Source organism: Pseudomonas sp. WS 5010, assembly GCF_012985565.1.
Taxonomy (GTDB): domain Bacteria; phylum Pseudomonadota; class Gammaproteobacteria; order Pseudomonadales; family Pseudomonadaceae; genus Aquipseudomonas.
In genome coordinates this window covers 145,020-170,905 of the sequence record NZ_JAAQWQ010000010.1, presented here as the reverse complement: position 1 = coordinate 170,905, position 25,886 = coordinate 145,020, and the positions used below count along the sequence as shown (strand labels likewise).

Genomic DNA, 25,886 nt, shown 5'->3' with positions numbered 1-25,886 from the left:
AGCACGAGGCCTGCGGCCTCGCGTTTGAATTCAGCGGAAAAGGAACGACGTTGTTTTGTCATCAGACACCTCTAACTGGCGAGCATTCTCGCCTAAATGGGTGTCCGGTTTCATTAGACCACTACAACCATGCATAGGGTTGACTCGAATGCTAGTGATTCTCATATGAGAGTAAACGCAATTTACAACTTATACACTTTGAGTCGCAGATGCAGGCACAGCCCGGGCGTGGTGTTCTGTGCCCACAGCTGGCCACCTTGCAACTGCACGATGCTGCGGGCAATCGACAAGCCCAGGCCATAACCGTCACCACCCGGGCGGGCGGCATTGAGGCGGGTGAAGGGCAGGAAGATCTGTTCCAGCTTGTCGGGCTCGATCCCCGGGCCCTGGTCCTGGATGCACAGGTGCCAGAAATCACCCTCAAGCGCACCGGTCAAGCGCACCACACCGTGTTCGGGGGAATGGCGGATGGCATTGCGCAGGATATTTTCCAGGGCCTGGGCCAGGCCATTGAGGTTGCCCAGCACCCAGACGCCTGCGGGCAGTTCGCAGGGCAGGCGTTCGCTGGGCCAGCCGCTTTCAAAGCAGGCGTCTTCGCGCAGCAGGTCCCACAAAGGCTCCATCTCGACCGCTTCCACGGGCATGGATGGGCGTTCGGTATCCAGCCAGACCAGCTCCAGGGTGCTGCCGATCAAGCGTTCCATACCTTGCACTTCGCGCTCCAGGCGCTGGCGCAGGGCGCCTGGATCAGGCTCGCGCTCACCGGCCACCCGCAGCCGGCTCAAGGGCGTGCGCAGTTCGTGGGACAAGTCCCGCAGCAAGCGCCGTTGCAGCACCACCGTGCTTTCCAGGCGCTCGGCCATATGATCGAAGGCCCGGGCCAACTCACCCAATTCATCGCGGCGCCGCGTCACCTGCGGCCCGACCCGCGAGGCCAGGTCACCGGCGCTCAGGGCATTGGCCTGGCGCCGCAGGATCACCAGCGGTGAAATCAGCACCCGGTACAACAGCACGCCAAACAACAACGCCAGGCCTGTCGGCAGCACCTGGCGCAGCAAAATGTCCCAAAGGCCACGGCCCTGGCGCGGGTCCAGGTGCAGCGGCAACTCCATGACCAGGCGGGCTGCGCCGTCGCTGAACGGCATGTAAAACGTTGGCCGGCCACCAGGGCGGCCCACGGGCCAGTCGATCTGGCGCACAAAGTCCAGCTTGCGCCGTTCGACCGTGGTCAAGGCCTGGGAGGACAGCGAATGGTGGTCGTCTACCACCACCGCCCACACCTGCTCCTGGGCACGCAGGCTTTTGAGGAACTCATCGACCCCTGCCGCACCGCGCTCGCGCCAGGCCATTTCGGCCTGGCGCGCGTATTCGCCGAGGATGTAGCGGGTGGGAGCGGGCAGGCGCGCGGTGGCTTCATAGATACGCTGGCTCACATCCACTTGCAGGCTGACCACCAACAGGCACAGTACCGCCAGCAAACCGATCAGTTTCCACAACAGCGAATGGCGGTTGGGCAGCCTCATGCTTGCAGCCGGGTCAGCATGTAGCCGGTGCTCCTGACCGTCTCCACGCGCCCGGCGGTGTAGCCGATGGCCTGCAACTTGCGCCGGATGCGGCTGACATGCATGTCCAGGCTGCGATCATGCCTGGAATAGGCACGATGCATGACCTGTTGGTACAGAAACGCCTTGGTCAGCACCTCATCGACATGGGCCACCAGGGTTTCCAGCACCCGATACTCGGTGGTGGTCAGGTCGGCCCACTGCTCATTGAGGCTGACATCGGTGCGTTGTTCGTCGAATGTCAGTTGCGGGTCCTCATTGCGCGCCGTGCCGGGCACCTCATGTTCATAGGCCACCCGGCGCAGGATCGCGTCGATGCGCACATCCATCTCCAGCATGCTGAACGGCTTGGGCAGGTAATCGTCGGCGCCCTGGCTGAACCCGGTGATGCGGTCCTGCTCGGCACCGAGGGCCGACATCAGGATCACCGGCACCCGTTGATGCCGGCGCAGTTGCGCGAGCACCTCCAGGCCGCTGCTGCCCGGCAGCATGATATCCATCAGGATCAGGTCGAAAGGTTGGGCGCGCACCAACTCGACGATCTCGCCACCGTCCTGGCGCAACGTGACATCGAAGCCACGTTGGCCCAGGTGGCTGTCCAGGTGGGCGGCGAGCACCGGGTCATCCTCGACGGCGAGGATGCGACGCGCAGCGGGGAGCGAAGGGTGGGCGTGCATGGGAATTTCCTGCGAATGCGAATGTTTCTAAGTCGCGCATTCTGGCAAATCTCCCGCCACATTCCTATCGATTGCGGATTATTGCTGCATTTGGAGAAAACGGCCGTATGCAGGTCAATGGCGCCGCCTAACGCTGACAAGGGTCTGTCTTGTTCAACAGATTGCCCGTCGAATACCACACGCGCTGCGCTGCCGGTCCCAGATCCAGGGCCACCGGCGCATCCGCACGCCCCTCCAGCAACGTTGGGTAAACCCCGGGCTTGAGCGGCGACTGGCATACGATCGGCAACGATTGCACGGTGGTGAAATTCAAATCCACCGTAGACACCAACTGCGCCGCCGAAAACGGTGCTGGTGGCCCAGGCAGGGTAATGATTTCCTGGAAGTCCGGATCCTGGGCGATGTAGTGCGTCAAGTGCGCCTCATTGCCCCGGCCAAACAAGGTGTAGACCAGCTGTTTGGGGCGGTCGATGCCCAGGTTGAACGGCCGGTAGATCACCACCGCTTCGACCGTCACCGGCACGTTGTCAAACAACACCGGCCCCGGTGTACCGCCGCCATCATTGGAGTAGCCGTCAAAGATCGTTGCCTTGAACGTGGTCACCTCACCGGCCTTGAGCTGGGGCAGGGTGAAGGTGTCGTTATCGACATTGATCAGGTTATACGGCTTGCTCGGGTTGGCCGCGCGCAGCGCCTGGTATTTGGCCATCACGTCGGCGGGCAGGCTGGCCTGCAGGACGATCTGGTACATGTGCTTTTCTGTGGTGAACATCGGCATGTGCACCAAAAACAGGGTCTGCGAGCCGACCATGAACATGCCGTGGTTGCCCGGCGCATCGGCATCGGCGCCGTTGCTGACTGCGTGCAGTTCATGGGGTGAATGGGCCAGGGCCAGGGGGGCCAGGGCCATCGATAATGCGAGCAGGAGAGTGGCGAGGGAGCGTTTCATGGTTGACCGTCCTTGAGGGTTTCGAAGGCATGCACGCGCTTGATCAGGCTTTTTTGCCTGGCCGAATCGGCGTTGTTGAACAGGAACGAAAAGTCCGAGGCCAGGCTCGGGTCGCCGGCAATCGTTGCCTTCTGATGGCAGTCATTGCAGTTCAGGCCCTGGACGTAGGTCTCCATGGTGGTATTGGCCACCGGTACGTTGCTATCGCTGATAAAGGGTCCATAGGACAGGGGCACCTTTGCGCCGGCGCCCGGCTCGGGGTCCGGCGGTGTCGGGGCGGTGATCCACAGCACATTGACCAGCTTGTAGTACTGGAACACCGACTGGCCGCTGGTCTGCTGGGCGAAGCTGGCCTGCACCGCGCCGTTGAGCGCTTGCATGTCCGAAGGCAAGGGGTGTACGCGGGTGGTCTGCACCGGTTGGTCGCGGGGATAGGGCTCGGTGCATTCGCGATCAGGGTGGTGCTGCTTGCACTGGATACGGGCTACGTTCGGCGTGCACACGTCAGGGCCACCGGTGCAAGCGGGGTTGTAGAAGATATAGCCGTCGGGCGGTGTCTGTTGCGCCGGGGTTTGCACCGGTTCCTGTACGTTGTCCACTTGCTCGAAGGTGGTCCAGATGAAGTTCGGTGAACTCTGGGTCTTGTTGATGATATGCAGGCCCACCAGGCCTACCACCTGTTGGGTGCATTGCAGGGTGGCGGGGTTCTTGAGCCAGGCCACGGTGGTCAGGTAGCGCCCGTAGAGCTGGGGCTTGCCGGTGAGGATGCGCCAGGCGGCCTTGAGTTCCAGGGCGCCCAGTTTTTCCTGGGGCAGCGGCTTGGCCGGCATCGAACGCATCAACTCGCCGGCCGGCAGCGACAGGCCTGCAGGGTGCTTGCCATCGCTGTTCTGTGCCACGGCCAGTTGATTGGCCGCATCGTACAACCCGTTATCGACGATGTAGTCAAACTCGGCCTTGCCCACCTTGCGTTCGAAATACACCAGGTTGCCGGTCTGGTCCGTCAGCCAGCCACCGGCGGCCTCCATGATCGGGTCGGGAATCGACGCCAGGGTGCCGCTGGACAAGTGGAAGCGATGCTTGGCGTTGGTCGCGCTTTCCGAGGTGGCGTTCATGAATTTGCGCGCGCCTACCGACAGCGCTTTGAGGCTGCCCTCGCTGCTGCAATTGGACGGCACCAATGTCTGCACGCCCCAGCCTGTGGGCGGTCGGGCGCCGGGCAGGAATATATCGTTAGCGTCTTTAAAGCTTGCCCACACCGGCGCGGTGGTCATGGGTTGCCCGGCGACCTGGGGCACGCCAAATTGCGCCATGCTGATCTTGCGGTTCGGCTCGCCCGCGAGGGCTGCATTGGCTGGCCATCCGGGATCCACGGGCCAGTTCAGGGCAATAAACAGCTGCCAGCCAAAACAGTTCATGAAGCTCTGGCCAGTGGTGTTGAAATTGTTGACGGGTAGAAAACCGCCGCTGTTGGGGTCGAACACCAACTGCTGCTGGACGCAGGTATCGGCATCCGATGCCTGGGCCGTGGGCAGGAGAAACAGCGACAGCAGCGTGCTGACCAGCAGCAGACCACGTAAGCGAAATCTGTACATCATCGCGCTCCTTGCATGAAGGTGAAGCTTCTAGCCGTTCTGTAGGAGCCGGCTTGCCGGCGAAAAACCTGAGAGCACCGCTGGGCATCAGATACCCCGCGTTATCGTTGAGGATTCTCACTGGCAAGCCAGCTCCCACAGGGGGGTGTTTGCCCTTAAAGGGATGGCACCAGCGCCAGCCCGGATTCCCATGGGTGGTCCGCCGCGCTGACGTTATCCGCTTCGCCCGGGTTGAGCGCACGGACCGTCACCAGCCCCGGCGCCGCGTTTTTCGCGACGCTGATGGTCATGATGTAACCCTGGGTACCGCCCGCATTGGTCTGGCCGGGAATGGCCGAGGCATCGGGCAAAAACTTCGTGACCTGCGCGGTCACCCCGGGGTTGCTGAACTGGATCCGTGCAGTGGCGGCGGTGGTCTTGAGGTCGGCGCCTTGCACCACCAGCGCGAACTGCCCGCTGCTGCCTGGGGCCAGCCAGGCCGGCAGGTCGGTGGGCGACTGGCCGTAGAACAGGTCCAGCGGCAACAGCTGCACCGGCCAGGGTTGCAGGCCATTGACCCGGTCCTGCACGCAAGGGGACGGCGGCGCCGTGGTGCTTGGGGTGGCGGTCACACTCAGGCCCACCAGCAGTTGCTGGGCAATCACCCACACATAGTCCACGGCCTGGCCGTTGATGGTGATGTCATTGATCGAGAACCCCGCGCTTTGCGGGACCTCGAACACCGCCTGGAGGATCTGGTCGGAGCCGTTGATCGCCGATTTGGCGGTACCACGGGTGATGCGCCAGTACTGGCTCACATCCTGCCCCTGCGGGCCTTTCCAGGCACTGAAGTTGGTGGGCTGTTGCAGGTACAGGGCGATGGGGTTGGTCAGGGAAATACGGCTGCTGATGGCCGCCTCATTGGCCGCAAAGCCGATATGCGGGTCGGAGTTGCGATAGTTCTGCCCATACTGCGCGCAGCAGATCAGTGACTGGGGGTTCTGGCTGCTTTTCAGGGGCCGCATGATCGTGGCCGCCGCCGCCAGGTACACCTCGGCGCTGAGGGTGTTGGGGCCGGAGGTCAGGTGCATTGCGCCGCCGAACTGGCCGGGGGTACAGGCGGTGCCGGCGTTCCATTTGTTGACGGTGTCGTAGGCCGGCAGGCCCGTGGTCGGGTCGATCACCGGGTCACCGGCATTGCCGGTCGGGCAGTTGGCGGTGTAGCGCAGGTACAGGTCTTGCAGTTGCACGTTCGGGTCGATGTAGTCGCGATACAGCCCCAGCACTGCATTCGGATCGATGCGCCACATGGCCAGGAAGTACGCCGGGTTTTCGCTGGTGAAGGTGATCTTGCGCATCTTGCCGTTGGTATCGCGCACAATTGACCACTCGCAGTATTCGTCCAGCCAGCCCCGTGGGCCGGAGGGCGAGAAATCCTTGTACTTGCCGTTCCAGTCGATACTCGGGCAACGGGTCACCGGCAGTTGCAGCAGCGTGCCTTTCTTGTCCGGGTCGTACAGGGTGTAGAGGGTGTTGTTGAGGGTGATCTGGCCGTTGTCGGTCAGTTCCATGACCTGTTGCAGGGTCATGGCCTTGCCGCCCAGTTGCGGAATCACGGCCGTGCCGTTGTTGTAGAAAAACGTCCACAGCCGGTTAGGGAAGGGTTGCCAGGTGATTGCCGGCGGGGTGACGTCGCCATAGCCCTCGACCAGCGGGTTATAATAGCCCGAGCGCGGCGCGTCATTGAGGCCCGACCACGGGTTGCCGATGATCGCCGCTTCGGTCCAGCCGGTGACGTCGTTGTTCCAGTCGGTTTCAAATTGCGGCAACTGGTTTTCCAGGCCCAGCTTGTTGTAGTCCTTTGGCGCTTGCCCAGCGGGGGAGGTGAATTGCTTGAACGGCGTGCTCATGACAGATCTCCATGGGGTGTGGGGGTAGAAGCTGCGCAGCAACCGGCACTCGGGGGAGGGTCGGCAACGGTCTGGCGCGGGTCGTCCCACACCAGTTGGGCGATAAAGCCAGGCAGCGGCGCGTACTCTTGCGGCGCCAATACCCGGCCACTATCGAGATGGGTGACCAGCAGGCTCAACTGCACGGCGTCCGTGGGGCCCAGGTGCAACGCCGTGGCACTGCGCGCCGCATTCAGTGCGCGGCAGACGCCGTGGGTGATGCAGCGCCCCTTGTCGTCCACCAGCCCCATGCCGATGCGGCTGAAGCGCCCGACGTAGTGCGGGTTATCCGCGTTGACCTGCTGGGGCGTGGCGTCGGGCTGATTGACGAACACGTCGATCAAATAGGTGTCATGGGTGCAGCGCACATGGTCGAACACCACCCATGGGCCGCTGGCCTGGGCCTGCTCCTGGACCGGCGCGGCACTGTGGGGGCAGCACGCACTGGCGCTGGCGCGGCGGGCGCCGAACGGCGGCGCCACCGGGGTGGCATAGTCGTAGCCGATGTGCCGGCTGTCCTGGGCCATATCGCCCAGGGTGGTGTAGCGCCAGGCATCGGCACTGGTGAACGTGACCGCGTCGGCCTGGCTGCCGGCAAACGGCTGGAGCAGGCATTGGGTGGTGTATTGCGCCGCCGGGTTGGCGCGGATCCAGATCTCCAGCACGCGGTCGATATTGGCGTGATAGGAGCAGAACAGCGGGTCAAACGCGGTGTAGGCGTTGTCGGCCATATCGCCGCCGATCCAGCCGTGATAGTTGTCGTGGGGCTGTTCGTACAGGCCATCGAAATTCAGCGTGCGGTTGGGGTACAGCGCGTCCTTTTGCGGTGGATCAAACACGGTGATATTGGCCCAGGGATACCCCGGCACGCCCTGGGGCTGGCTGAAGGTCTTGAATTTCAAGGCGTCCACCACCTGCTGCTGGAAAATCCGGCTCATGCCGTACAGCTGGGTACGTTTGAACCGCTGTTGGTCGCCCTGGGTGTAGAACAGCGGGTTGCGTTGCACGAAGCCGCAGTCCACCCCCTCGACATTGCCCGAGGCGCAGACTTTCGAGCGGCCATCCTTGGCCGCCGCATACCGCAACGGGTTGCGCCGCACCTCGCCGCTGTGCGGGTGCACATAGGTCTCATCGAGAAAGGCCTGGGGCAGGCCGGCCTGGGGGCTGCCGTCGACACTGGCGTCCTCGGCCATCCAGTCCCAGTAGGGGATCGGATAGTCAATCAAGGCTTCCAGGTACAGCAGGTAAGCGCGATGCCACAGGGCAAAGGCTTCCTGGTAATGCAGGCACCAGTTGGTGTGGATATAGGCATAGCGCTGCCAGGGTGAGCCACTGTCCGGATTGCCGATCTGCATCACGTCGTCGAGCCGTGCGCGGTACAGGTCCAGCTGTTCCTGGCTCAATGCGCGGATGTCCTGGCGCACGCGCTTGACCGGGTGCGGCAGGTCTGGAGGGGGGATGCGCTCGGCGATGTCGAACGGCGAAAAGCTGTTCAGGCGCCAGCCCTGGTTGACCCACAACCGGAAGGTTTCCAGGGCGTCGATAGGCCAGAACTGCCGGTCATCCAGGGTCAGCGGCATATTGCGCGACGCCAGGTGCTGGTAGATGGTTTCGGACCAGGTCTTGACCGAATCGGGGTCTTGCAGGAACACATCGTAGGCATTCATGCAGCGCACCCACGAGCCTGCGACGTTGGCGCGATCTGCCGCCGGGATCCAGTAAGGCGCGGTGAAAAGCCCTTGGATATCAGCGGTCCATGTCGGTTTCGCGACTATCATAAGATCCCTCTCATGCAGCCCCCATGCTGGATCTGCCGGGGCTGCTAAGCTGGATTTGATAGTAACGGGCCACTGTGCAGAGAATTGTGCAAATTGGCCCGCTTTTACGGCGGATTCATTGCAGTTTTCTCAAGGAAGAAGTGGAAATAATGACAGACGCCATGGATTTGAAAATTCTCGGCAAGTTGCAGAAAGACTGCACCCAAAGCCTGGACCTGCTCAGCGACAGCGTGGGGCTGTCCTCGACCAGTTGTTACCGGCGCATCCGGCGCCTGGAGAGCGTGGGCATCATCAAGGCGAAAGTCGCGGTGCTGGATGAAAAAAAGCTGGGGATCCAGGTCACCGCGTTCTTTTTGATCAAGCTCGACAAAGACAGCAACGACATTGATCGCAAGATGCAGCACATCCTGGCCAATCACCCGGAGATCCAGGACTGCTACCTGATGACCGGAGAGTTTGATTTTGTGATGGTGGCCAAGTTTCGTGATGCCACGGAGTACACCGAATACATCTATCGGTTTCTCGACACTTACCGGGATATTCCGATTCGTACGTATTCTTCGACGTTGGTGGTGCGCACCGTGAAGAAGTCTTATGAGTTGCCGTTGCAGGGCGTGCAACATCTGTAGACGCCCATGAGACGCAGCTCATTGAAAATGTGGGAGCGGGCTTGCTCCCACAGGGTGATGCATTCGCTGTAATGATCCGGTTGTCTATCAGGCCGCCACAGCCTGAAGCTGCAACCCACCCTCGACATCCTTGACCAACCCACTGGCCAGCAACAGTGGCAGCAAGCGCTTGTGCAACTGCGGCTCGACGAACTCCTTGACCGTCTCCAGCGCCAAGTCGCCACTGCCAGGCAGCTCGGCCTTGGTGTACGACAGCCAGGCCTTTTTCAGCATCTGCAGCACATCGCTGCCAGCGGTCAACGCAAAGCGCCGGTGGGCCACCTGGCCCAGGAAGTTGAAGCTGTGCTGATACTCGTAACCTTTCTCGTCACCCGCACTGGCAACACAGCGCACACAGGTGCAAGGGCCATCGCCGAAGGCCGCCTGCAGGTAGCTATTGAAATCCACCACAGGCTTGAGCGACAGGCGCTTGTCTATTTCGAACAGGTCGCCGGTCATTTTTGCGTCGTTACTCAAGGTGCGTTTCCTCGCAGGTCTACAGCTGGTTCTTCAAAGCGCGGCATCATACCCCATCTGTAGGAGCCGGCTTGCCGGCCAAAACCCTGAGAGGGCACCCCGCGGCATCGTTAACCACTGTTCCTACACGGGGCTGTGGCCCAGGCGGCCCTTGATCCAGTCGTACAGGTTGTTGCCTTCGCTCGACAACTCGCTGTTGGCCCGGCGGCACAGGTAGTACTGGCGCCCGTCATCTGCCTGCACGTCAAACAGTTGCACCAGTTCCCCCCTGGCCACCAGCGGCGCCACCAACGGCGCACGCAACAGCGAGCAGCCCAGGCCGGTGAGAGTGGCGACCAGGGTCAACTGGCCATCCTCCAGCAGCAGGCCATTGTGCGAGTGGGTGTGCGGCACCTGGGCTGCGTCGAACCATTGGCCCCAGGTACCGCGCTCTTCGTCGTGCAGCAGTGGCAGTTCGCTGAGGGCTTGCGGCGTGGCGATGGGGCCGTGGCGCTGGAGGAACTCGCGGCTGCAGAACGGCGTGACCGCGCCGCTGATCAGTGGCTCGCTGTGATACCCCGGCCAGTGCCCGGTGCCGAAGCGGATCGACAGGTCGGCGGCATCGCTGGGGTAGCTGCGGTGGTTGGCGTAGGTGATGTTGATATCCAGCGCCGGGTTGGCGCTCAAAAACTGCGGCAGGCGCGGGATGAACAGGTGGGTCGCGAACATCGGGATCAGGCTGATGGTGACCTGGCGCGTCGCGCTTTTTTCCCGCACGTGCTCGGTGGCACTGCGCAGCACCGCGAATGCCGAGCGAATCGCCCGGTAGTACTCGCGGCCTTCGTCGGTCAACCCCAGATTGCGGCCCTGGCGCAGGGTCAGGGGTTGTTGCAGGAAGCTTTCGAGCAAGTGCAACTGATGGCTGACAGCCGAGGGCGACACCCCCAGTTCGCGGGCGGCGGCATTCACCCCACCATGGCGGGCAAAGGCTTCGAACGTGCGCACGGCACGCAAGGGTGGATCGTTGGCTAACTGTTCTAAATTATTCATGTGTTGAATTAAATACCAAGTAAAAAGATAAATAAAGCGGCATCAGTGGGGAAAATGTGCCGCATATAGGGCGTTTGGTATTGGGTATAAACATATTCCTTTCAGATATTTGATAAAAACAGAATAAATAACTAGTGTTCCGCGCTCGGACTTTTAGTCGGTGCGCCCTGGCACCGATGTTTTCTGTGTATGGAGTTGATGGTTCTCATGGATGCGTTTATCCAGCAACTGCTCAACGGCTTGCTGTCGGGCAGTCTCTACGCCTTAGTGGCCTTGGGTTACACCATGGTCTACGGCATTTTGCGGATCATCAACTTCGCCCACGGCGATGTGTTGATGATCGGCGCGCTGGTGGGCCTGTCGGTGATCCGGGTGTTGCAGGCGGCCTGGCCGTATATGCCGCCGGTGCTGTTGCTGCTGGTGGCGGCAATGATCGCCATGGCCTTCTGTGCGGTGCTGGCGGTGGTGATCGAGCGCGTGGCCTACCGGCGCTTGCGTAACGCCCCGCGCCTGGCGCCATTGATCAGTGGTATCGGCGTGTCGCTGTTGTTGCAGACCGTGGCGATGCTGGTCTGGACCCGTAACCCGCAGATGTTCCCGCAATTGCTGCCCCTGGAGCCCATCGAAGTGCTGGCCGGCGATGCCACCCACGCCGCCGTGACCAATGCCACCGCCCTGACCACCATTGGCGTGGCCTTGAGCCTGATGGTCGGGCTGTTGCTGCTGGTCGAGCGCACGCGTTTTGGCCGGGCCATGCGCGCCGTGGCCGAGAACCCGCAAGTGGCGAGCCTGATGGGCATCAACCCCAACCGCATCATCGTCATGACCTTCGCCATCGGCGGCGCCCTGGCCGCGCTGGCGGGCATCATGATGGCCAGCAACTATGGCAGCGCGCATTTCTATATGGGCTTTTTGCCCGGCATCAAGGCGTTTACCGCGGCGGTGCTGGGCGGCATCGGCAACCTCAAGGGCGCGATGCTCGGCGGCCTGCTGCTGGGGCTGATCGAAGCCCTTGGCACCGGGTACCTGGGGGCCGCCACCAACGGCGTGTTCGGCAGCAACTACCAGGACGTGTTCGCCTTCATCGTGTTGATCGCGGTGCTGGTGTTCCGGCCCCAGGGGTTGTTGGGCGAACGACTGGCGACCCGCGCATGAGCCTGGCAACCGCTGTGAGCCCTTCGAGCAAACGCGCCAGCCTTGGGCTGTTGCTGTTCGCCCTGGCCCTGGTATTGGCCCCGTGGATTGTCGGGCATGCCGGCGGCAATACCTGGGTGCGCACCCTGGACTTTGCCCTGCTGTACATCATGTTGGCCCTGGGCCTGAACATCGTGGTGGGCTATGCCGGCCTGCTGGACATGGGCTTTATCGCGTTCTACGCGGTGGGCGCCTACCTGGCGGCCTTGCTGTCATCGCCCCATTTGTTGCAACAGTTCCCGGCCTTGCTGGCGCTGATGCCGCAGGGCATGCACACCTCGATCTGGCTGATTTTGCCGCTGGCGGCGCTGCTGGCGGCGGGGTTCGGGGTGATTCTGGGGGCGCCGACCCTGCGCCTGCGCGGCGACTACCTGGCCATCGTCACCCTGGGCTTTGGCGAAATCATCCGCATCCTGCTGCGCAACCTCGACCGCCCGGTGAACCTCACCAACGGCCCCAAGGGCATCGCCCAGGTCGATCCGGTGACGCTGCTGGGGGTCAACCTGGGGCGTACCCAGGAACTGTTCGGCCTGCGCTTGCCCTCGGTCTACCTCTATTACTACCTGTTCGCCGCACTGGTGGTGCTGATCCTGTTTGCCTGCATCCGCCTTCAGCGCTCGCGTATCGGCCGCGCCTGGATGGCGATCCGCGAGGACGAAGAGGCGGCCCAGGCCATGGGCCTGAACACCCTGCGCCTGAAGCTGCTGGCATTTGCCATCGGCGCGGCGTTCGGCGGGATCAGCGGGGCGCTGTTTGCCTCATTCCAGGGCTTTGTTTCACCCGAATCCTTCACCCTCAATGAGTCCATCGCCGTGCTGGCCATGGTGGTGCTCGGCGGCATGGGGCATATCCCCGGGGTGATTCTGGGCTGCGTGTTGCTCGCCGCCCTGCCCGAAGCGTTGCGCGCCAGTATGGGGCCCTTGCAGCAGGCGCTGTTTGGCCAAGTGCTGGTGGACCCGGAGATTATCCGCCAGCTGTTCTACGGCCTGGCGCTGATTCTGGCGATGCTGTATCGACCCGCCGGCCTCTGGCCGAGCCGCACAGGAGGTGCACCTTGAACCATCCGTTATTGCAGATCGAGAAGGTCAATAAACAGTTTGGCGGCGTGGCTGCGCTCGATGACGTGAGCTTGAGTATCGAGGCCGGGGAAATCTACGGCCTGATCGGGCCCAATGGCGCCGGCAAGACCACCTTCTTCAATGTGATGACGGGGCTGTACACCCCGGATTCCGGGCGCTTCCAGCTCGACGGCGAGGAGTACCAGCCCACGGCGGTGCACCAGGTGGCCCGTGCCGGCATTGCGCGCACGTTCCAGAACATCCGCCTGTTCAACGCCATGAGCGCCCTGGAAAACGTCATGGTCGGGCGCCACGTGCGCACCCATAACGGCGTGTGGGCGGCCTTGAGCGGGCACTCGCGCGGGCGTGAGGAAGAAGCGCAGACCCGCGCCCACGCCCACCGCCTGCTGGCCTATGTCGGCCTCGCCGGGTTTGCCCACTACCGTGCCGACAGCCTGTCCTACGGCCACCAGCGGCGCCTGGAAATTGCCCGCGCCCTGGCCACCGAACCGCGCCTGCTGGCCCTCGACGAGCCGGCTGCCGGGATGAATGCCAGCGAGAAAGTGCAACTGCGCAGCCTGCTGGAAAAAATCCGCGACGACGGCCACACCCTGTTGCTGATCGAACACGACGTGAAGCTGGTGATGGGCGTGTGCGACCGCATCAGCGTGCTGGACTACGGCCGCGTGATCGCCGTGGGCGCGCCGGCCGAAGTGCGCCGCCACCCGCAAGTGATCCAGGCCTACCTGGGAGCCGGCGCCCATGTCTGAAGCGTTGTTGCAGATTGACGGCCTGAAGGTGCGCTACGGCGCCATCGAGGCGGTCAAGTCCCTGGACCTGCATATTAATGAAGGCGAACGGGTGACGCTGATCGGCGCCAATGGCGCCGGCAAGAGCTCCAGCCTCAAGGCCCTGACCGGGTTGCTGCCGGCCGCTGCGGGGCAGATCCGCTTTGCCGGCCGCTCGATCCTCAGCCTGGCGCCCCATGAGCGCCTGACCCTGGGCATCGCCATGGTGCCCGAAGGGCGCGGCATTTTTGCGCGCATGAGCGTGCTGGAAAACCTCCAGGCCGGGGCGTTCCTGCGCCGCGACCCGCACCAGGTGAGCCTGGAAATCCGCCAGTTGTTCGAGCACTTCCCACGCCTGGAAGAACGCTTGCAGCAATCGGCCGGCCTGCTCTCCGGCGGCGAGCAGCAGATGCTCGCCCTGGCCCGTGCGCTGCTGTCCAAGCCGCGGTTGCTGGTGCTTGATGAGCCCTCCATGGGCCTGGCGCCGATCATGGTCGAAAAGCTGTTCCAGGTGATTGATGATGTGTGCCGCCAGGGCATGACCCTGCTGCTGGTGGAGCAGAATGCGCGCCTTGCGCTGCAAGTGACTGACCGCGCCTACGTGATGGACACCGGGCGCATCAGCCTCAGCGGCGCCAGCGCGCAATTGCTCGACCACCCCGAGGTGCGCAGTGCCTACCTCGGTGAATAACCCATGACAAACGCCACCGGACGCCCGGCGTGTTTCGCCCACCCCACAGGCCATGAGGGCCTGATGAGAAACAGGAAAAACTGATGAACAAGACTGCCCCCTTCAAACGCGTACTGTTGTTGAGCCTGGCCCTGAGCGGTGTGGCCCAGGCCGACCAGACGGTCCTGATCGGCCTGGCCGGGCCCCTGACCGGCCCGTCGGCGCGGATCGGCAAAGACCTGGAAAACGGTGCGCAACTGGCCATTGACCAGGCCAACGCCAAGCACCTGAAAATCAACGGCCAGGCCGTGACGTTCAAGCTGGTTTCCGAGGATGACCAGTCCGACCCACGCACCGCCGTCACCGTGGCCCAGCGCCTGGTGGACGAAGGCGTGGTCGGCGTGGTCGGCCACTGGAACACCGGCACCAGCATCCCGGCCGCGCGGGTCTACCATGACGCCGGGATTGCCCAGGTCGCACCGGTCGCCACCGGTCACGCCTACACCCAGCAAGGTTTCGACACCAGCTTCCGGATCATGGGCCATGACGATGACGGCGGCCAGGTCGCCGGCGACTACGCGCTCAAGACCCTCAAGGCGCAGCGCATCGCCGTGATCGACGACCGCACCGCGTTCGGCCAGGGCCTGGCGGACCAGTTCGTCAAATCCATCGAGGCCGGTGGCGCCAAGGTGGTTGCCCGCGAATACGTGGACGACAAGACCATCGATTTCAGTGCGGTGCTGACCAATATTCGCGGGCAGAACCCGGACCTGATCTTCTTCGGTGGCGTCGACTCCCAGGCTGCACCGCTGGCCCGACGCATCAAGCAGTTGGGGATCAAGGCGCCGTTGATGGGCGCGGGCGGCTTTGTCAGCCAGACCTTCCTGCAACTGGCACAGAACGAAGGCGAGGGCGTGATCGCCCTGGAGCCGGGCCTGGCCGTGGCGCAGATGCCGGGTGGCAAGGCCTTCGAAGAGGCCTACAAGGCGCGCTTCAAGAGCAACATCGAGCTGCACGCACCCTTCGCCTATGACGGCGTGGGCGTGCTGATCGCCGCTATCGAGCAGGCCAACTCCACCGATCCGCAGAAGTACCTGCCCGTGCTGCGCGCCATCAGCTATCCAGGCGTGACCGGGACCATAGCGTTCGATGCCCAGGGCAATCTGCAGAACCCGTCGTTCACCGTTTACCAGGTCAAGGCCAATCAATGGCAACCGGTGAGCGTGGCTGGCGGTAAAAAGTAACGCGTCAGCTCCCCATGTAGGAGCTGGCTTGCCAGCGATGGTATCGCCTCGGTAGACCTGAAACACCGAGTGCACCGGATCGCTGGCAAGCCAGCTCCTACAGGGGGCTTCGCAGCCATTTGAATGAGGCACGCAATGAGCAAACTCGAAGGTGAACTGGGCATCCTGGCCCGCCGGCGTATCGAAGCCGAGATCATCAAGCCGATCTACGAAATCCTCGTGCGCGAGCAGGGCAAGGCCTTTGCCGCCGCGGTGATTGGCGAGGCGGTGGGCAATGCCGCGATCCAGGCCGGCAAGCATTTTGCTGCCCAGGAAGAGCAGGGCGCCGACCTCAAGAGCTTCGTTGAGCTGCAAGTGCTGTGGGAAAAAGACGACGCGCTGAAAGTCGAGATCATCGCCAGCGACGCCGAGCATTACGACTATGACGTCAAGCGTTGCCGCTACGCCGAGATGTACCACGAGATGGGCCTGGGCGAGATCGGCCACCTGTTGTCGTGCAACCGCGACGAACTGTTTATCGTCGGCTACAACCCCAATATTGAATTGACGCGCACCCAGACCATCATGGGCGGCGCGCCAAGCTGTGACTTCCGCTACCACGCCAAGCCCCGGGAGCCGCGCTCGTGAGCGCCCTGGCGCGGGTCAACGGCGAGCGCCTGTGGGACTCGCTGATGGAAATGGCGCAGATCGGCGGCACGCCCAAGGGCGGCGTGTCGCGCCTGGCCCTGACCGACGAAGACCGGCGCGGGCGCGATCTGTTCGTGGCCTGGTGCACGGCGGCCGGGTGCAGCATCCGCGTGGACGCCATGGGCAACATCTTCGCCCGCCGCGCCGGCCGCCATGACCACCTGGCCCCGGTGCTGACCGGCTCCCACGGTGACTCGCAGCCAGCAGGCGGCAAGTTCGATGGCATCTACGGCGTACTCGCCGGCCTGGAAGTGCTGCGCACCTTGAACGACCTGGGCATCGAGACCGACCGGCCGATCGAGGTGGTCAACTGGACCAACGAAGAAGGCTCGCGTTTTGCCCCGGCGATGATTTCCTCGGGGGTGTACGCCGGGGTGTTCGACCTGGAATACGGCTTGTCCCGCGAAGACAAGGCCGGCGTGACCATTGGCCAGGCGCTGCAACAGATTGGCTACGCCGGCCCGCATCCGGTGGGTGGCCAGGCGGTGCATGCGGCGTATGAGCTGCATATCGAGCAGGGCCCGATCCTTGAGGCCCAGGACCTGACCATCGGCGTGGTCACCGGCGCCCAGGGCCAGCGCTGGTATGAAGTCGAGCTTTGCGGGCGCAGCGCCCATGCCGGCACCACGCCCATGGATCACCGCCTGGATGCACTGCTGGGCTTTGCCCGGGTGGTGGAGGCGGTCAACCAGATCGGCCTGGCCCAAGGCGCCGAAGGGCGGGCGACGGTGGGCATGGCCAATATCTTCCCCAACTCGCGCAATGTGGTGCCGGGACGGGTGTTTTTCAGCGTCGAGTTCCGCCATCCCGATGAAGCGGTGCTGGCCGTGCAGGACCAGCAACTGCACGAAGCGGTGGCACGGATCGCCGAGGGTATTGGCTTGCAGGCCAGCGTCAAGCAGATCTTCCAGTACGCACCGATTGCCTTCGACAAAGACTGCGTGGACGTGGTGCAGGCTGCGGCGCAGGCCCTGGGTTATAGCCATCGGCGCATGATTTCCGGGGCAGGGCATGATGCCTGCTACCTGAACCAGGTCGCGCCGACGGCGATGATCTTTGTGCCGTGCGTGGATGGCTTGAGCCATAACGAGGCGGAAGAAATCCACCCGCACTGGTCCACAGCGGGGGCGGATGTGTTGTTGCAGGCGATTCTGGCTTCGTCGCGTGAGTGATGGGTGGGAGCGGGCTTGCCCGCGAAAGCGGTGGTTCAGCCAGCCCCTCTGTAGGCTGATACACCGCTATCGCAGGCAAGCCAGCTCCCACCTTCGTTGCGCAGCGTAAGCAAAATTCCCCGCCACACCAAGCCCCCCTGTGGGAGCGGGCTTGCCCGCGAAAGCGGTAGTTCAGTCACCACCTGTAATCGGCACAAACAGCTGGCTCATCACCTGCAACAAGTGATCATCCGCGCCAGCCGCGCCTATCACTTGCAACCCCACCGGCATGCCCCTCACGTGCCCCACCGGCAGGCTGATCGCGGGGAGGCCGGTGAGGTTCCAGGCACTGGTATGGCTGAGCACGGCGGCGCGTACGTCAATCTCCTGTTCGCCCACCCGCACTTCGCGCGCATTCACCTCGGTGGCGGTAATCGGCACGCTGGGCGACACCAGCAAGTCATAGTGTTCGAACAAACGCGCCATCGCCGCTTGGTACTGCGCCTGGCTTGCCTGTGCGCGAATGTATTGCCAGCCTTTGACGTCCCTCGACACCTCGAGGCGCTCGCGTACCTCCTGGTCAAACTTGTGCGGCGCATCCTGCATGCGCTCGGCATGTACCGCAAAGGCCTCGGCACGTTGCAGGGTCAGCAGGGTGTCCTTCATGCCCGGCGCCATTTTTTGCAGCGCGTCGGTGTGCTCAAGCGTGTCGCCAAACAGCTGCTGCGCCGCCTGGTACACCTGCTGATTCACGTCGGCATCCACCGGGCCGAAGCTGCCACAGGTGAGCCAGCCAACCCGCAGCGGCTGCGCAGTGGCCGCAGGCGCACACGGGCGGGCGGCGAGCACCTCGAACAGCAAGCGCGCATCTTCGACGTGATTGGCGATGGGGCCGACATGGTCGAGGCTTGAGGCCAGCGGGAACACGCCGTCCACCGGCACGCAGGCAAACGAAGGCTTGAAGCCGACCGCGCCGCACAAGGCCGAAGGGATGCGGATCGAGCCGCCGGTGTCGGTACCCAGGGCCAGCGGTACCATGCCGCTGGCTACCGCCGCCGCACTGCCTGCGCTGGAGCCGCCCGTGATGCAACGGGCATCCCACGGGTTGCGTGCGGCGCCCTGCAACGAGCGGTCGCCGGTCGGGCCGTAGGCGAATTCGTGGGTCAAGGTCTTGCCGACAATCACCGCCCCGGCCTCGCGCACACGCTGCACGCACAACGCATCGCGCTCCGGCAGGCAACCGTCGAAATGCGCGGAGCCGTAGGTGGTGATGTAGTCAAACGTGTCGATGTTGTCTTTGACCGCGACCGGTATGCCGTGCAGCGGGCCCAGGTCCAGGCCCTGGGCCAACAGCGCGTCGGCCTTGCGCGCCTGGGCCAGGGCGACGCAGGCATCGACTTGCACGAACGCATTCAATAGCGGATTCAAACGCTCGATGCTGTCCAGGGCCGCTTGCGTCAACTCGACACTGGTCACGCTGCCGGCACGCAGGCGCGCGGCCAGCGTGACGATCGACAGGCCAAAGAAATATCCAGCGTGGGCAGGCTTCACCAGGCTCATGTAAACAACTCCATCAAACAGCGGCGGGTATAGAGGGCGCGGCGACCTGGCGACCGCCTGGGCGCACCATCAGCATGGCGCTCATGCCCAGCGCCGTGGCCACTGCGGCAGCCACGAACATCGACGAGTAGCCGTAACGAACGGTCAGGTAGCCGGTGAGCATCGGGGCGATGAACGACGCGGTGTTGGCAATAAAGTGCGTCATGCCGCTGTAGGCACCCACCCGATTGGACGGCGCAGTGTCGATCACCACGGCCCAGTACACGGAGTTGGGCAGGGCGTTGAGCGCGTTGGCCAGCGTCATCAGGGCTATCACGCCCCACACGGTCTGGGCCTGGGACACCATGATGAAGCACAAGGTGGTCAGCAGCAGGCAGGTTGCGGCGAGCCAACTGCGGGCGACTTTCAGGTTGCCGGTGCGGCGCAGCAGCAGGTCCGATATTTTGCCGCCCAGCAGTACGGTGAAACAGGCGCCGGTCCACGGGATCATGCCCATGTACCACAGTGACGACAGGTTGTAGTGGAACTCATCCTGCAGGTACTTGGGGGTCCAGGTCAGCAGCAGGAAGGTCACGTACACAAACGAGAAGTAACCGACGGCGTTGAGCAACAGGTCCTTGTTCTTGAAGAAGTGCCAGACCGGCGCAACGCTGGTGGTGGGGGTCGATGCGTTAGCGGCTTCGGCGCGCTCTTTACGCAAAAAGTCGAGTTCGGCCTTGGACACGCGCGGGTTTTCATCCGGGGTGTTGGTGAAGCGGGTCATGAAATAGATCAGCAGCGCCAGGCTGGCCACGCCCAGCACCACGAACATGCTGCGCCAGCTGCCGGTCAGGGTTTGCAGGCCCACGGCCACCGGTGCGGTCAGCAGTGCACCCAGTGGGGTGCTCAGCAGGCCCACCGACACCACAAAACCGCGCTCCTTGGGCGTGGCCCAGTTGGCCACGCTTTTGTTGATCACGGAGTACGCCGGACCTTCGGCAAACCCGAACATCACACGGATGGTGGCGAAGCCGGCCATGGCCGAGCCACCGAGGAACGCCAGCCCGAAATCGCCGGCAAATGCCGTGGCAATCTCGAAGATCGACCACGTGGCACCGGCGATCAGCCAGATGCGCCTGGCACCAAAACGGTCGGCCAGAATGCCGCCGACCAGTGCCCCCAGGATGTAGCCGTAACCGAAGTAACCCAGCACGTTGCCCCAGTCGGCCTTGTCGAAACCGTACTCGGGAAGAATGCTCGCCGAGGCATAGGCAATCGCGCCTCGGTCGATGTAGTTGAGCAATGCCATCAGCATGATCAGGAAGAAAATCTGGTAGCGGAAAGACGGGATAGCGGGGCTATTCATAGGGATCTGACTCTTCAAAATGATGGCAGAAGTCAAAAAGTCGGCCGCGTCCGGCGTATTTTTATTGTTTGCCCAAACGTTTGGGTTGGCGAAATGTAAGGCGCGGAAAATTTTTAGTCAAACGTTTGGGTAAAGATTTATCTGCGGCTGCGACACGCCCGTTCGGGTAGACTCTGCGCGCTAAATATCAGACAGTCGGAAGCCCCACCACCATGCCGAGCCCCTCTCGCCCAGCCACCTTGAAGTCCATGGCGACTGCACTTGGCGTGCATGTTTCCACGGTGTCCCGGGTACTCAATGGCGACCCGGCCGGGGTCGAGCGAGCGGCGTCGGCCGAAGTGGTGGCGCGCATTCGTGCATTGGCCAAAGAGCTCGATTACCGGCCAAACACCCAGGCATCGAGCCTGAAGCTGCGCAAAAGCCAGGAAATCTGTGTGCTCATGCCAAGGCTCACTGACCTGGTGATGGCAACCATTTATGACAGCATCGACAGTGCGGCCGAGCAGGCCGGCTACCTGACGTTCGTTTCCAATACCGACGACCAGCAACCTCGCCAGATGGCGCGGGCCGAGCACGCCCTGCGCCGTTCGGTGGCGGGGTTGATCGTCGGCGACTCCCATGTGGGCGAAAGCCAGCCGCTACTCGACCTGTTGACGCGCAAGCACATCCCCTACGTGCTGGTCAGCCGGCAGATTGCCGGGCATCTGGCGGCGTGCAGCGACGATGAACTGGGCGGCTGGCTGGCGGCAGAGCACTTGTACCAGTTGGGCTGTCGCGATGTGGCGATCCTGGCGGGTGAACGGCATGCCTCCACCGGTGCGGATCGCACCCGTGGGTTTACCCGTTACTACCGTGAGCAGGGCATCACCCTGCGCCCGGAGTGGACGCTCAATGGTCCTTTTGACAGCCTCACCGGGCACCGCCAGGGCGAATACCTGTTGGGGCTCAACCCACGGCCCCAGGCGTTTTTCGCGGTCAATGACTTCCTGGCCATCGGCCTGATGGGCGCCGCACGGGACAAGGGCTTGATGCCGGGCAAGGACATTGCGGTGGTGGGCTTCAACGACATACCGCTGGCCAATGAGTTGATGGTCCCCCTGACCAGCGTGCGCCTGCCGCTGGCAGAGATGGGCCGCCATGCGGTTGAGCTGTTGCTCAAACGCATCGAGGGCGAGGCTGTCGAGTCGATCATGGTGGCGCCGCAGTTGCAGGTGCGGGCGAGTTCGTCTTTGTTGCGCTGACTGAGGGCGGGTCAGTGGCGGTCGAACATGTGGGAGCTGGCTTGCCCGCGATCGCGGCATAGGTATCTACACAGCTCTCGTCTGGGGTTGTGTACATATCCGTTGCTGCGGTAATGGCCACTTAGGGTTCCGCCCTTACGGCGGGTCACTTTCGAAAAGCGCGAAAGTAACCAAAGCGCTTTTGCCCCACCACTCGGTGCCTCGCCTAGGCTCGGCATGCCCGCAGTCAGGCATTGCTCCGTGGGCCCGCCGCGATCGGCCATCCATGGCCGTGTCGCGGCTACCCCGGCATCCATGCCGGGGTGCCCACTGCGCAATACCTGCCTGCGGCTATCGTGGTTTAACGGGGCGCCTAAGATCAAAAGCAGAGCAACAGCAACAGCAGAACCAGAGCGCGAAGCTGCATTCCCCTGTAGGAGCTGGCTTGCCTGCGATGACGCCCGAAAGAACACATCAGAGTATCTGGTATTCATTCGTCATCGTTAACGACCATCGCGGGCAAGCCCGCTCCTACAAGGGTACGCGTACGCCTTGACGATCAGGTCGGCTGTCAGGCCGCCTCGCTTTGCTTGTGATTTTGATCTTAGGCGCCCCGTTAAACCACGCTGGCCGTCATCCGACATTGATTTGGGGGGTAACCCGGCAGGACGCCGGGTTAGCCACGCTGTGCCATGGATGGCCCATCGCGGCGGCCCCCCAAATCAATGTCGGATGACGGGCACACCGAGCCTAGGCGAGGTGCCGAGTGGTGGGCAGGAGCCCTTTTGGTTACTTTTGGCTGGGCCGGCACTCCGGGCTCTTTTCCAAAAGTGACCCGCCGTAAGGGCGGAACCAATAGCCGCCGTGACCGCAGCAGCGGATATGTACACAACCCCAGACGAGAGTTGTGTAGATACCTATGCCGCAATTGCGGGGTGTCAGTCACGGGATTTATCGCCTGACACACCGCTATCGCGGGCAAGCCCGCTCCCACAGGGCCGGGTCAATTCAGTCAGCGAAAAAACTCCCCCGGCGTCGTATCAAACTGCTGGCGAAACGCTGCGATAAACGCCGAAACCGACTCATAGCCACAGCCCAGCGCCACATCCGTCACCCGTTCCCCGCGTTCCAGGTCGGGCAGGGCGCCGAGCAGTCGCAGCCGCTGGCGCCAGGCGCGGTAGGTCAGGCCGGTATCGCTCAAGAACAACCGGCTCAAGGTTTTTTCACTGACCCCCAGTTTCTGGCTCCACTGCCCCAGCGTGGTCGCCTGTTCCGGGTGCAGGCGCAAGCTGCGGTAGATCTGCCGCAGACGGCTGTCCACCGGCAGCGGCAGCATCAGGTCGACCTGGGGCGCGGCGGCCAATTGGTCGAGCAGCACCTGGGCCAGGCGCCCATCCGGGCCATCTTCGGCATATTCCACCGGCAGTTCGCTGAAACGGCGGATCAACTCGCGCAACAGGTCGCTAACCGCAAGTACCTGGCAGTGTCCCGGCGCCCAGGTCGTTACGCTGCAGTCCAGGTACAGGCTACGCATTTCGGTGTGTGGCGAACTGAACACCCGATGAGGCATTCCCGCCGGGATCCATACCGCCCGTTGCGGCGGCGCGACGAAGCGTCCGGCGCTGGTCTGGATTTCCAGCACCCCGCAAATCGCATACGACAACTGCACCCACGGATGGCTATGGCGGCGGGTCAGGGCGCGGTTGGGCAGGGATTCGGTGCGGCCATACACCGGGCGCGGCAGGCTGGCGAGCCCGGGGATGCTGCGGCGAACAGCCTTTTCATGTCCTTTAGGCGGCATTTACTGGCTCATTGGCGTTAGTCGGTAACCGGTTGTTACGTTAGAGTCGCCACGACGCCCTGGCAACCCCTGGAAGAACAGCTGATGAAACGCCCACGGTTTTTACCCGACAACTTCACCCTGATCCTGATTGCCACGGTGGCCCTGGCCTCCTTGCTGCCCGTCAGCGGCCAGGCCGCCGTGGCCTTTGGCTGGGTGACCAACCTGGCCATCGCGCTATTGTTTTTCCTGCATGGCGCCAAGCTGTCGCGCCAGGCCATCGTCGCCGGTGCCGGGCACTGGCGCTTGCACCTGCTGGTGTTCAGCCTGACCTTCGTGCTGTTCCCGCTGCTGGGCCTGGCGCTCAAGCCGCTGCTGTCGCCGATGATCGGCAAAGACCTGTACATGGGCATGCTCTACCTGTGCGCGTTGCCGGCCACGGTGCAGTCGGCGATTGCCTTTACCTCCCTGGCGCGGGGCAATATTCCGGCGGCGATTTGCAGTGCGGCGGCGTCCAGCCTGTTCGGCATCTTCCTCACGCCGTTGCTGGTGACCTTGTTGCTCAACGTGCATGGTGACGGCGGCTCGACTGTGGATGCGATCCTCAAGATCAGCGTGCAGTTGCTGCTGCCGTTCATTGCCGGGCAGATCGCCCGGCGCTGGATTGGCGCGTGGGTGGGGCGCAATAAAAACTGGCTGAAGTTCGTCGATCAGGGGTCGATCCTGCTGGTGGTCTATGGCGCTTTCAGTGAGGCCGTCAACGAAGGCATCTGGCATCAGATCCCCTTGTGGGAACTGGGCGGCCTGGTGGTGGCCTGCTGTATCTTGCTGGCGCTGGTGCTGGTGGCTTCCGCGCTCTTGGGCAAGGCGTTCGGTTTCAACCAGGAAGACCGCATCACCATCCTGTTCTGCGGCTCGAAGAAAAGCCTGGCCACCGGCGTGCCCATGGCCCAGGTGTTGTTCGCCGGCAGCACCATGGGCGTGTTGATCCTGCCGTTGATGCTGTTCCACCAGATCCAGTTGATGGTCTGCGCGGTACTGGCCCAGCGCTATGCCAATCGCCCGGAGTCGATTCCCGAGATCATGGCGCAGGTCGATCCCTGAACCATCGTGTTACTATTTTTGCGCGCCGCTCCAGGGCAGGCATCGGGCCGTCAGGATCGGCGCGCAACCGAGTAAAACGACCTGTCGATGAGTACTTCCACCGCAACCCCCGCCGCCAATTGGCAACCGGTCATCGCCCTGGCGCTGGCCGCCTTTGTGTTCAACACCACCGAATTTGTCCCGGTCGGCCTGCTCAGTGCCATCGGCGCCAGCTTCGACATGCCAATCGCCCAGGTCGGCCTGATGCTCACCATCTACGCCTGGGTGGTGTCATTGACCTCGCTGCCGGTGATGTTGCTGACCCGTAACGTCGAGCGGCGCAAGTTGCTGATTGTGTTGTTCGGCATGTTTATCGCCAGCCATATCCTCTCCAGCGTGGCCAACAGTTTTGGCCTGTTGATGGTCAGTCGTATCGGCATTGCCTTGTCCCACGCGCTGTTCTGGTCGATCACTGCCTCCCTGGCGGTACGGCTGGCGCCGCCGGGCAAGCAGGTGCAGGCGCTGGGCTTGCTGGCCACTGGCACTTCGCTGGCGATGGTCTTGGGCATTCCCCTCGGGCGCCTGCTGGGTGAAGCCATGGGCTGGCGCACCACGTTTATCGTGATCGCCGGGTTTGCCGCCGCACTGGTGTTCTGGCTGGCGCGCACCTTGCCGTTGTTGCCGAGCCAGAACTCCGGCTCGCTGCGCAGCCTGCCGATGCTGTTCAAGCGCCCGGCGCTGGTGGCGCTGTATGTGTTGACGGCCATGGTGGTCACCGCCCAGTTCACGGCCTACAGCTATATCGAACCTTTTGTCGAACGCGTCGCGGGCCTGGGTGGCAATGCGGTAACCCTGGTGCTGCTGGTGTTTGGCGGGGCGGGGATCATCGGTTCGTTGCTGTTCAGCCTGTTGCACCGTTTCAGTCCCTATCGCTTTTTGCTGGTGGCCGTGTCGGTGCTGGCGCTGTGCCTGGGGCTGCTGTTGCCCCTGAGTGGTGACGTGTCGTACCTGGTGGTGCTGAGCGTGTTCTGGGGCATGGCGATCATGGCCTTTGGCTTGGCATTGCAATCCAAGGTCCTGGTCCTGGCACCGGACGCAACGGATGTGGCGATGGCGATGTTTTCCGGGATCTACAACATCGGCATCGGCGGCGGCGCGCTGCTGGGCAGTTGGGTCGGCGGGCACTTTGGCTTCGCCTGGATCGGCGGGGCGGGGGGCTTGCTGGCGGTAGCGGCGCTGGGGTTGTATTGCCTGTCGATTTATCGGTTTGGCCAGGGTTAAGTCGCAAACCTCCCGTTATAAACCGCTTTGTGCGTGTGCGTAAGCTGTCAGATCTGACAGTTGTCTAATCGGTCTTCCAGGCTTTTACTCCTTCTCAGACGCAGCGCCCAGCCGGTGGTTAGGCGCTGAACTTGAAGGCGCAAACTTCCAGGGACGGACTGA

At 63.0% G+C, this 25,886-nt stretch carries 22 protein-coding genes and 1 pseudogene; 11 read left to right on the top strand and 12 right to left on the bottom strand.

Annotation, left to right across the window (positions count from 1 at the left end):
* Positions 1–182: 182 nt before the first annotated feature.
* From HBO11_RS26470 to HBO11_RS26445, 7 genes and pseudogenes are all read right to left on the bottom strand, one after another.
* Complete coding sequence (locus HBO11_RS26470; RefSeq protein ID WP_169957356.1) at positions 183–1,523, bottom strand: sensor histidine kinase; 1,341 nt, start codon at positions 1,521–1,523, stop codon at positions 183–185.
* Positions 1,520–2,239 (bottom strand): response regulator transcription factor, encoded by a 720-nt coding sequence (locus HBO11_RS26465; RefSeq protein WP_169957357.1) that lies wholly within the window; start codon positions 2,237–2,239, stop codon positions 1,520–1,522. The genes HBO11_RS26470 and HBO11_RS26465 overlap by 4 nt, the downstream gene beginning before the upstream one ends.
* Before the next feature lie 127 nt (positions 2,240–2,366).
* Entirely contained in the window at positions 2,367–3,188 is an 822-nt protein-coding gene (locus HBO11_RS26460) for a hypothetical protein (protein ID WP_169957359.1), read from the bottom strand.
* Complete coding sequence (locus HBO11_RS26455) at positions 3,185–4,783, bottom strand: hypothetical protein (protein ID WP_170059012.1); 1,599 nt, start codon at positions 4,781–4,783, stop codon at positions 3,185–3,187. The genes HBO11_RS26460 and HBO11_RS26455 overlap by 4 nt, the downstream gene beginning before the upstream one ends.
* 40 nt (positions 4,784–4,823) lie before the next feature.
* A pseudogene (locus tag HBO11_RS28740) lies at positions 4,824–4,922 on the bottom strand (outer membrane lipoprotein carrier protein LolA); the annotation flags it as partial.
* 16 nt (positions 4,923–4,938) lie between these two features.
* Complete coding sequence (locus HBO11_RS26450; RefSeq protein ID WP_169957241.1) at positions 4,939–6,672, bottom strand: hypothetical protein; 1,734 nt, start codon at positions 6,670–6,672, stop codon at positions 4,939–4,941.
* Positions 6,669–8,489, bottom strand: a complete 1,821-nt coding sequence (locus HBO11_RS26445) for a tyrosinase family protein (RefSeq protein ID WP_169957243.1) — start codon at positions 8,487–8,489, stop codon at positions 6,669–6,671. Before HBO11_RS26445 ends, HBO11_RS26450 begins: the two co-directional genes overlap by 4 nt.
* A 161-nt stretch (positions 8,490–8,650) precedes the next feature.
* On the opposite strand from HBO11_RS26445, the gene HBO11_RS26440 reads away from it, so the two are divergent.
* On the top strand, positions 8,651–9,118 hold the full coding sequence (locus HBO11_RS26440; RefSeq protein ID WP_169957257.1) for an Lrp/AsnC family transcriptional regulator: 468 nt from the start codon (positions 8,651–8,653) through the stop codon (positions 9,116–9,118).
* A gap of 87 nt (positions 9,119–9,205) precedes the next feature.
* Here the strand turns inward: HBO11_RS26440 and HBO11_RS26435 are convergent, their stop codons facing one another.
* A complete protein-coding gene (locus HBO11_RS26435) occupies positions 9,206–9,634 on the bottom strand; it encodes a hypothetical protein (RefSeq protein ID WP_169957244.1) in 429 nt (142 codons plus the stop codon).
* Positions 9,635–9,757: 123 nt separating this feature from the next.
* Positions 9,758–10,663, bottom strand: a complete 906-nt coding sequence (locus HBO11_RS26430) for a LysR substrate-binding domain-containing protein (protein WP_169957245.1) — start codon at positions 10,661–10,663, stop codon at positions 9,758–9,760.
* Positions 10,664–10,870: 207 nt separating this feature from the next.
* On the opposite strand from HBO11_RS26430, the gene HBO11_RS26425 reads away from it, so the two are divergent.
* The 7 genes from HBO11_RS26425 to HBO11_RS26395 all read left to right on the top strand — a co-directional run bounded on the left by HBO11_RS26425 (position 10,871) and on the right by HBO11_RS26395 (position 17,476).
* Positions 10,871–11,818, top strand: coding sequence for a branched-chain amino acid ABC transporter permease (locus HBO11_RS26425; protein WP_169957246.1), 948 nt, complete (start codon positions 10,871–10,873; stop codon positions 11,816–11,818).
* On the top strand, positions 11,815–12,915 hold the full coding sequence (locus HBO11_RS26420) for an ABC transporter ATP-binding protein (RefSeq protein WP_169957247.1): 1,101 nt from the start codon (positions 11,815–11,817) through the stop codon (positions 12,913–12,915). Before HBO11_RS26425 ends, HBO11_RS26420 begins: the two co-directional genes overlap by 4 nt.
* Positions 12,912–13,685, top strand: a complete 774-nt coding sequence (locus HBO11_RS26415) for an ABC transporter ATP-binding protein (RefSeq protein ID WP_099168260.1) — start codon at positions 12,912–12,914, stop codon at positions 13,683–13,685. Before HBO11_RS26420 ends, HBO11_RS26415 begins: the two co-directional genes overlap by 4 nt.
* A complete protein-coding gene (locus HBO11_RS26410; RefSeq protein WP_169957249.1) occupies positions 13,678–14,394 on the top strand; it encodes an ABC transporter ATP-binding protein in 717 nt (238 codons plus the stop codon). The genes HBO11_RS26415 and HBO11_RS26410 overlap by 8 nt, the downstream gene beginning before the upstream one ends.
* 83 nt (positions 14,395–14,477) lie before the next feature.
* Positions 14,478–15,617 carry a branched-chain amino acid ABC transporter substrate-binding protein gene (locus HBO11_RS26405; RefSeq protein ID WP_169957250.1) on the top strand — a complete coding sequence of 380 codons (1,140 nt, stop codon included), beginning with the start codon at positions 14,478–14,480 and terminating at the stop codon, positions 15,615–15,617.
* A 135-nt stretch (positions 15,618–15,752) separates the two neighbouring features.
* Positions 15,753–16,244: an L-2-amino-thiazoline-4-carboxylic acid hydrolase gene (locus HBO11_RS26400; RefSeq protein ID WP_057438692.1), complete on the top strand. Its 492-nt coding sequence runs from the start codon at positions 15,753–15,755 to the stop codon at positions 16,242–16,244.
* On the top strand, positions 16,241–17,476 hold the full coding sequence (locus HBO11_RS26395) for a Zn-dependent hydrolase (RefSeq protein WP_169957251.1): 1,236 nt from the start codon (positions 16,241–16,243) through the stop codon (positions 17,474–17,476). The genes HBO11_RS26400 and HBO11_RS26395 overlap by 4 nt, the downstream gene beginning before the upstream one ends.
* 171 nt (positions 17,477–17,647) lie before the next feature.
* Here the strand turns inward: HBO11_RS26395 and HBO11_RS26390 are convergent, their stop codons facing one another.
* Positions 17,648–19,015 carry an amidase gene (locus HBO11_RS26390; RefSeq protein WP_169957252.1) on the bottom strand — a complete coding sequence of 456 codons (1,368 nt, stop codon included), beginning with the start codon at positions 19,013–19,015 and terminating at the stop codon, positions 17,648–17,650.
* Positions 19,016–19,028: 13 nt separating this feature from the next.
* Positions 19,029–20,360 (bottom strand): MFS transporter, encoded by a 1,332-nt coding sequence (locus HBO11_RS26385; protein WP_169957254.1) that lies wholly within the window; start codon positions 20,358–20,360, stop codon positions 19,029–19,031.
* A 212-nt stretch (positions 20,361–20,572) separates the two neighbouring features.
* Here HBO11_RS26385 and HBO11_RS26380 point away from each other — a divergent pair, with 212 nt between their 5' ends.
* A complete protein-coding gene (locus HBO11_RS26380; RefSeq protein WP_169957255.1) occupies positions 20,573–21,601 on the top strand; it encodes a LacI family DNA-binding transcriptional regulator in 1,029 nt (342 codons plus the stop codon).
* A gap of 991 nt (positions 21,602–22,592) precedes the next feature.
* On the opposite strand, the gene HBO11_RS26375 is transcribed toward HBO11_RS26380, so the two are convergent.
* On the bottom strand, positions 22,593–23,381 hold the full coding sequence (locus HBO11_RS26375) for a helix-turn-helix transcriptional regulator (protein ID WP_169957360.1): 789 nt from the start codon (positions 23,379–23,381) through the stop codon (positions 22,593–22,595).
* An 84-nt stretch (positions 23,382–23,465) separates the two neighbouring features.
* Between HBO11_RS26375 and HBO11_RS26370 the strand changes: the two genes are divergently transcribed.
* Together HBO11_RS26370 and HBO11_RS26365 are read left to right on the top strand one after the other, a co-directional pair.
* The gene (locus HBO11_RS26370) at positions 23,466–24,464 is read left to right on the top strand and encodes a bile acid:sodium symporter family protein (RefSeq protein WP_169957362.1); all 999 of its coding nucleotides are present in this window, start codon (positions 23,466–23,468) and stop codon (positions 24,462–24,464) included.
* 87 nt (positions 24,465–24,551) lie between these two features.
* Positions 24,552–25,724: a sugar transporter gene (locus tag HBO11_RS26365; RefSeq protein WP_169957363.1), complete on the top strand. Its 1,173-nt coding sequence runs from the start codon at positions 24,552–24,554 to the stop codon at positions 25,722–25,724.
* Positions 25,725–25,886 lie beyond the last annotated feature (162 nt).

Coding starts and splice junctions, on each gene's coding strand:
- HBO11_RS26470 (WP_169957356.1), bottom strand. CDS start 1,523: ATGAGGCTGCCCAACCGCCATTCGCTGTTGTGGAAACTGATCGGTTTG.
- HBO11_RS26465 (WP_169957357.1), bottom strand. CDS start 2,239: ATGCACGCCCACCCTTCGCTCCCCGCTGCGCGTCGCATCCTCGCCGTC.
- HBO11_RS26460 (WP_169957359.1), bottom strand. CDS start 3,188: ATGAAACGCTCCCTCGCCACTCTCCTGCTCGCATTATCGATGGCCCTG.
- HBO11_RS26455 (WP_170059012.1), bottom strand. CDS start 4,783: ATGTACAGATTTCGCTTACGTGGTCTGCTGCTGGTCAGCACGCTGCTG.
- HBO11_RS26450 (WP_169957241.1), bottom strand. CDS start 6,672: ATGAGCACGCCGTTCAAGCAATTCACCTCCCCCGCTGGGCAAGCGCCA.
- HBO11_RS26445 (WP_169957243.1), bottom strand. CDS start 8,489: ATGATAGTCGCGAAACCGACATGGACCGCTGATATCCAAGGGCTTTTC.
- HBO11_RS26440 (WP_169957257.1), top strand. CDS start 8,651: ATGGATTTGAAAATTCTCGGCAAGTTGCAGAAAGACTGCACCCAAAGC.
- HBO11_RS26430 (WP_169957245.1), bottom strand. CDS start 10,663: ATGAATAATTTAGAACAGTTAGCCAACGATCCACCCTTGCGTGCCGTG.
- HBO11_RS26425 (WP_169957246.1), top strand. CDS start 10,871: ATGGATGCGTTTATCCAGCAACTGCTCAACGGCTTGCTGTCGGGCAGT.
- HBO11_RS26420 (WP_169957247.1), top strand. CDS start 11,815: ATGAGCCTGGCAACCGCTGTGAGCCCTTCGAGCAAACGCGCCAGCCTT.
- HBO11_RS26410 (WP_169957249.1), top strand. CDS start 13,678: ATGTCTGAAGCGTTGTTGCAGATTGACGGCCTGAAGGTGCGCTACGGC.
- HBO11_RS26405 (WP_169957250.1), top strand. CDS start 14,478: ATGAACAAGACTGCCCCCTTCAAACGCGTACTGTTGTTGAGCCTGGCC.
- HBO11_RS26400 (WP_057438692.1), top strand. CDS start 15,753: ATGAGCAAACTCGAAGGTGAACTGGGCATCCTGGCCCGCCGGCGTATC.
- HBO11_RS26390 (WP_169957252.1), bottom strand. CDS start 19,015: ATGAGCCTGGTGAAGCCTGCCCACGCTGGATATTTCTTTGGCCTGTCG.
- HBO11_RS26385 (WP_169957254.1), bottom strand. CDS start 20,360: ATGAATAGCCCCGCTATCCCGTCTTTCCGCTACCAGATTTTCTTCCTG.
- HBO11_RS26380 (WP_169957255.1), top strand. CDS start 20,573: ATGCCGAGCCCCTCTCGCCCAGCCACCTTGAAGTCCATGGCGACTGCA.
- HBO11_RS26375 (WP_169957360.1), bottom strand. CDS start 23,381: ATGCCGCCTAAAGGACATGAAAAGGCTGTTCGCCGCAGCATCCCCGGG.
- HBO11_RS26370 (WP_169957362.1), top strand. CDS start 23,466: ATGAAACGCCCACGGTTTTTACCCGACAACTTCACCCTGATCCTGATT.
- HBO11_RS26365 (WP_169957363.1), top strand. CDS start 24,552: ATGAGTACTTCCACCGCAACCCCCGCCGCCAATTGGCAACCGGTCATC.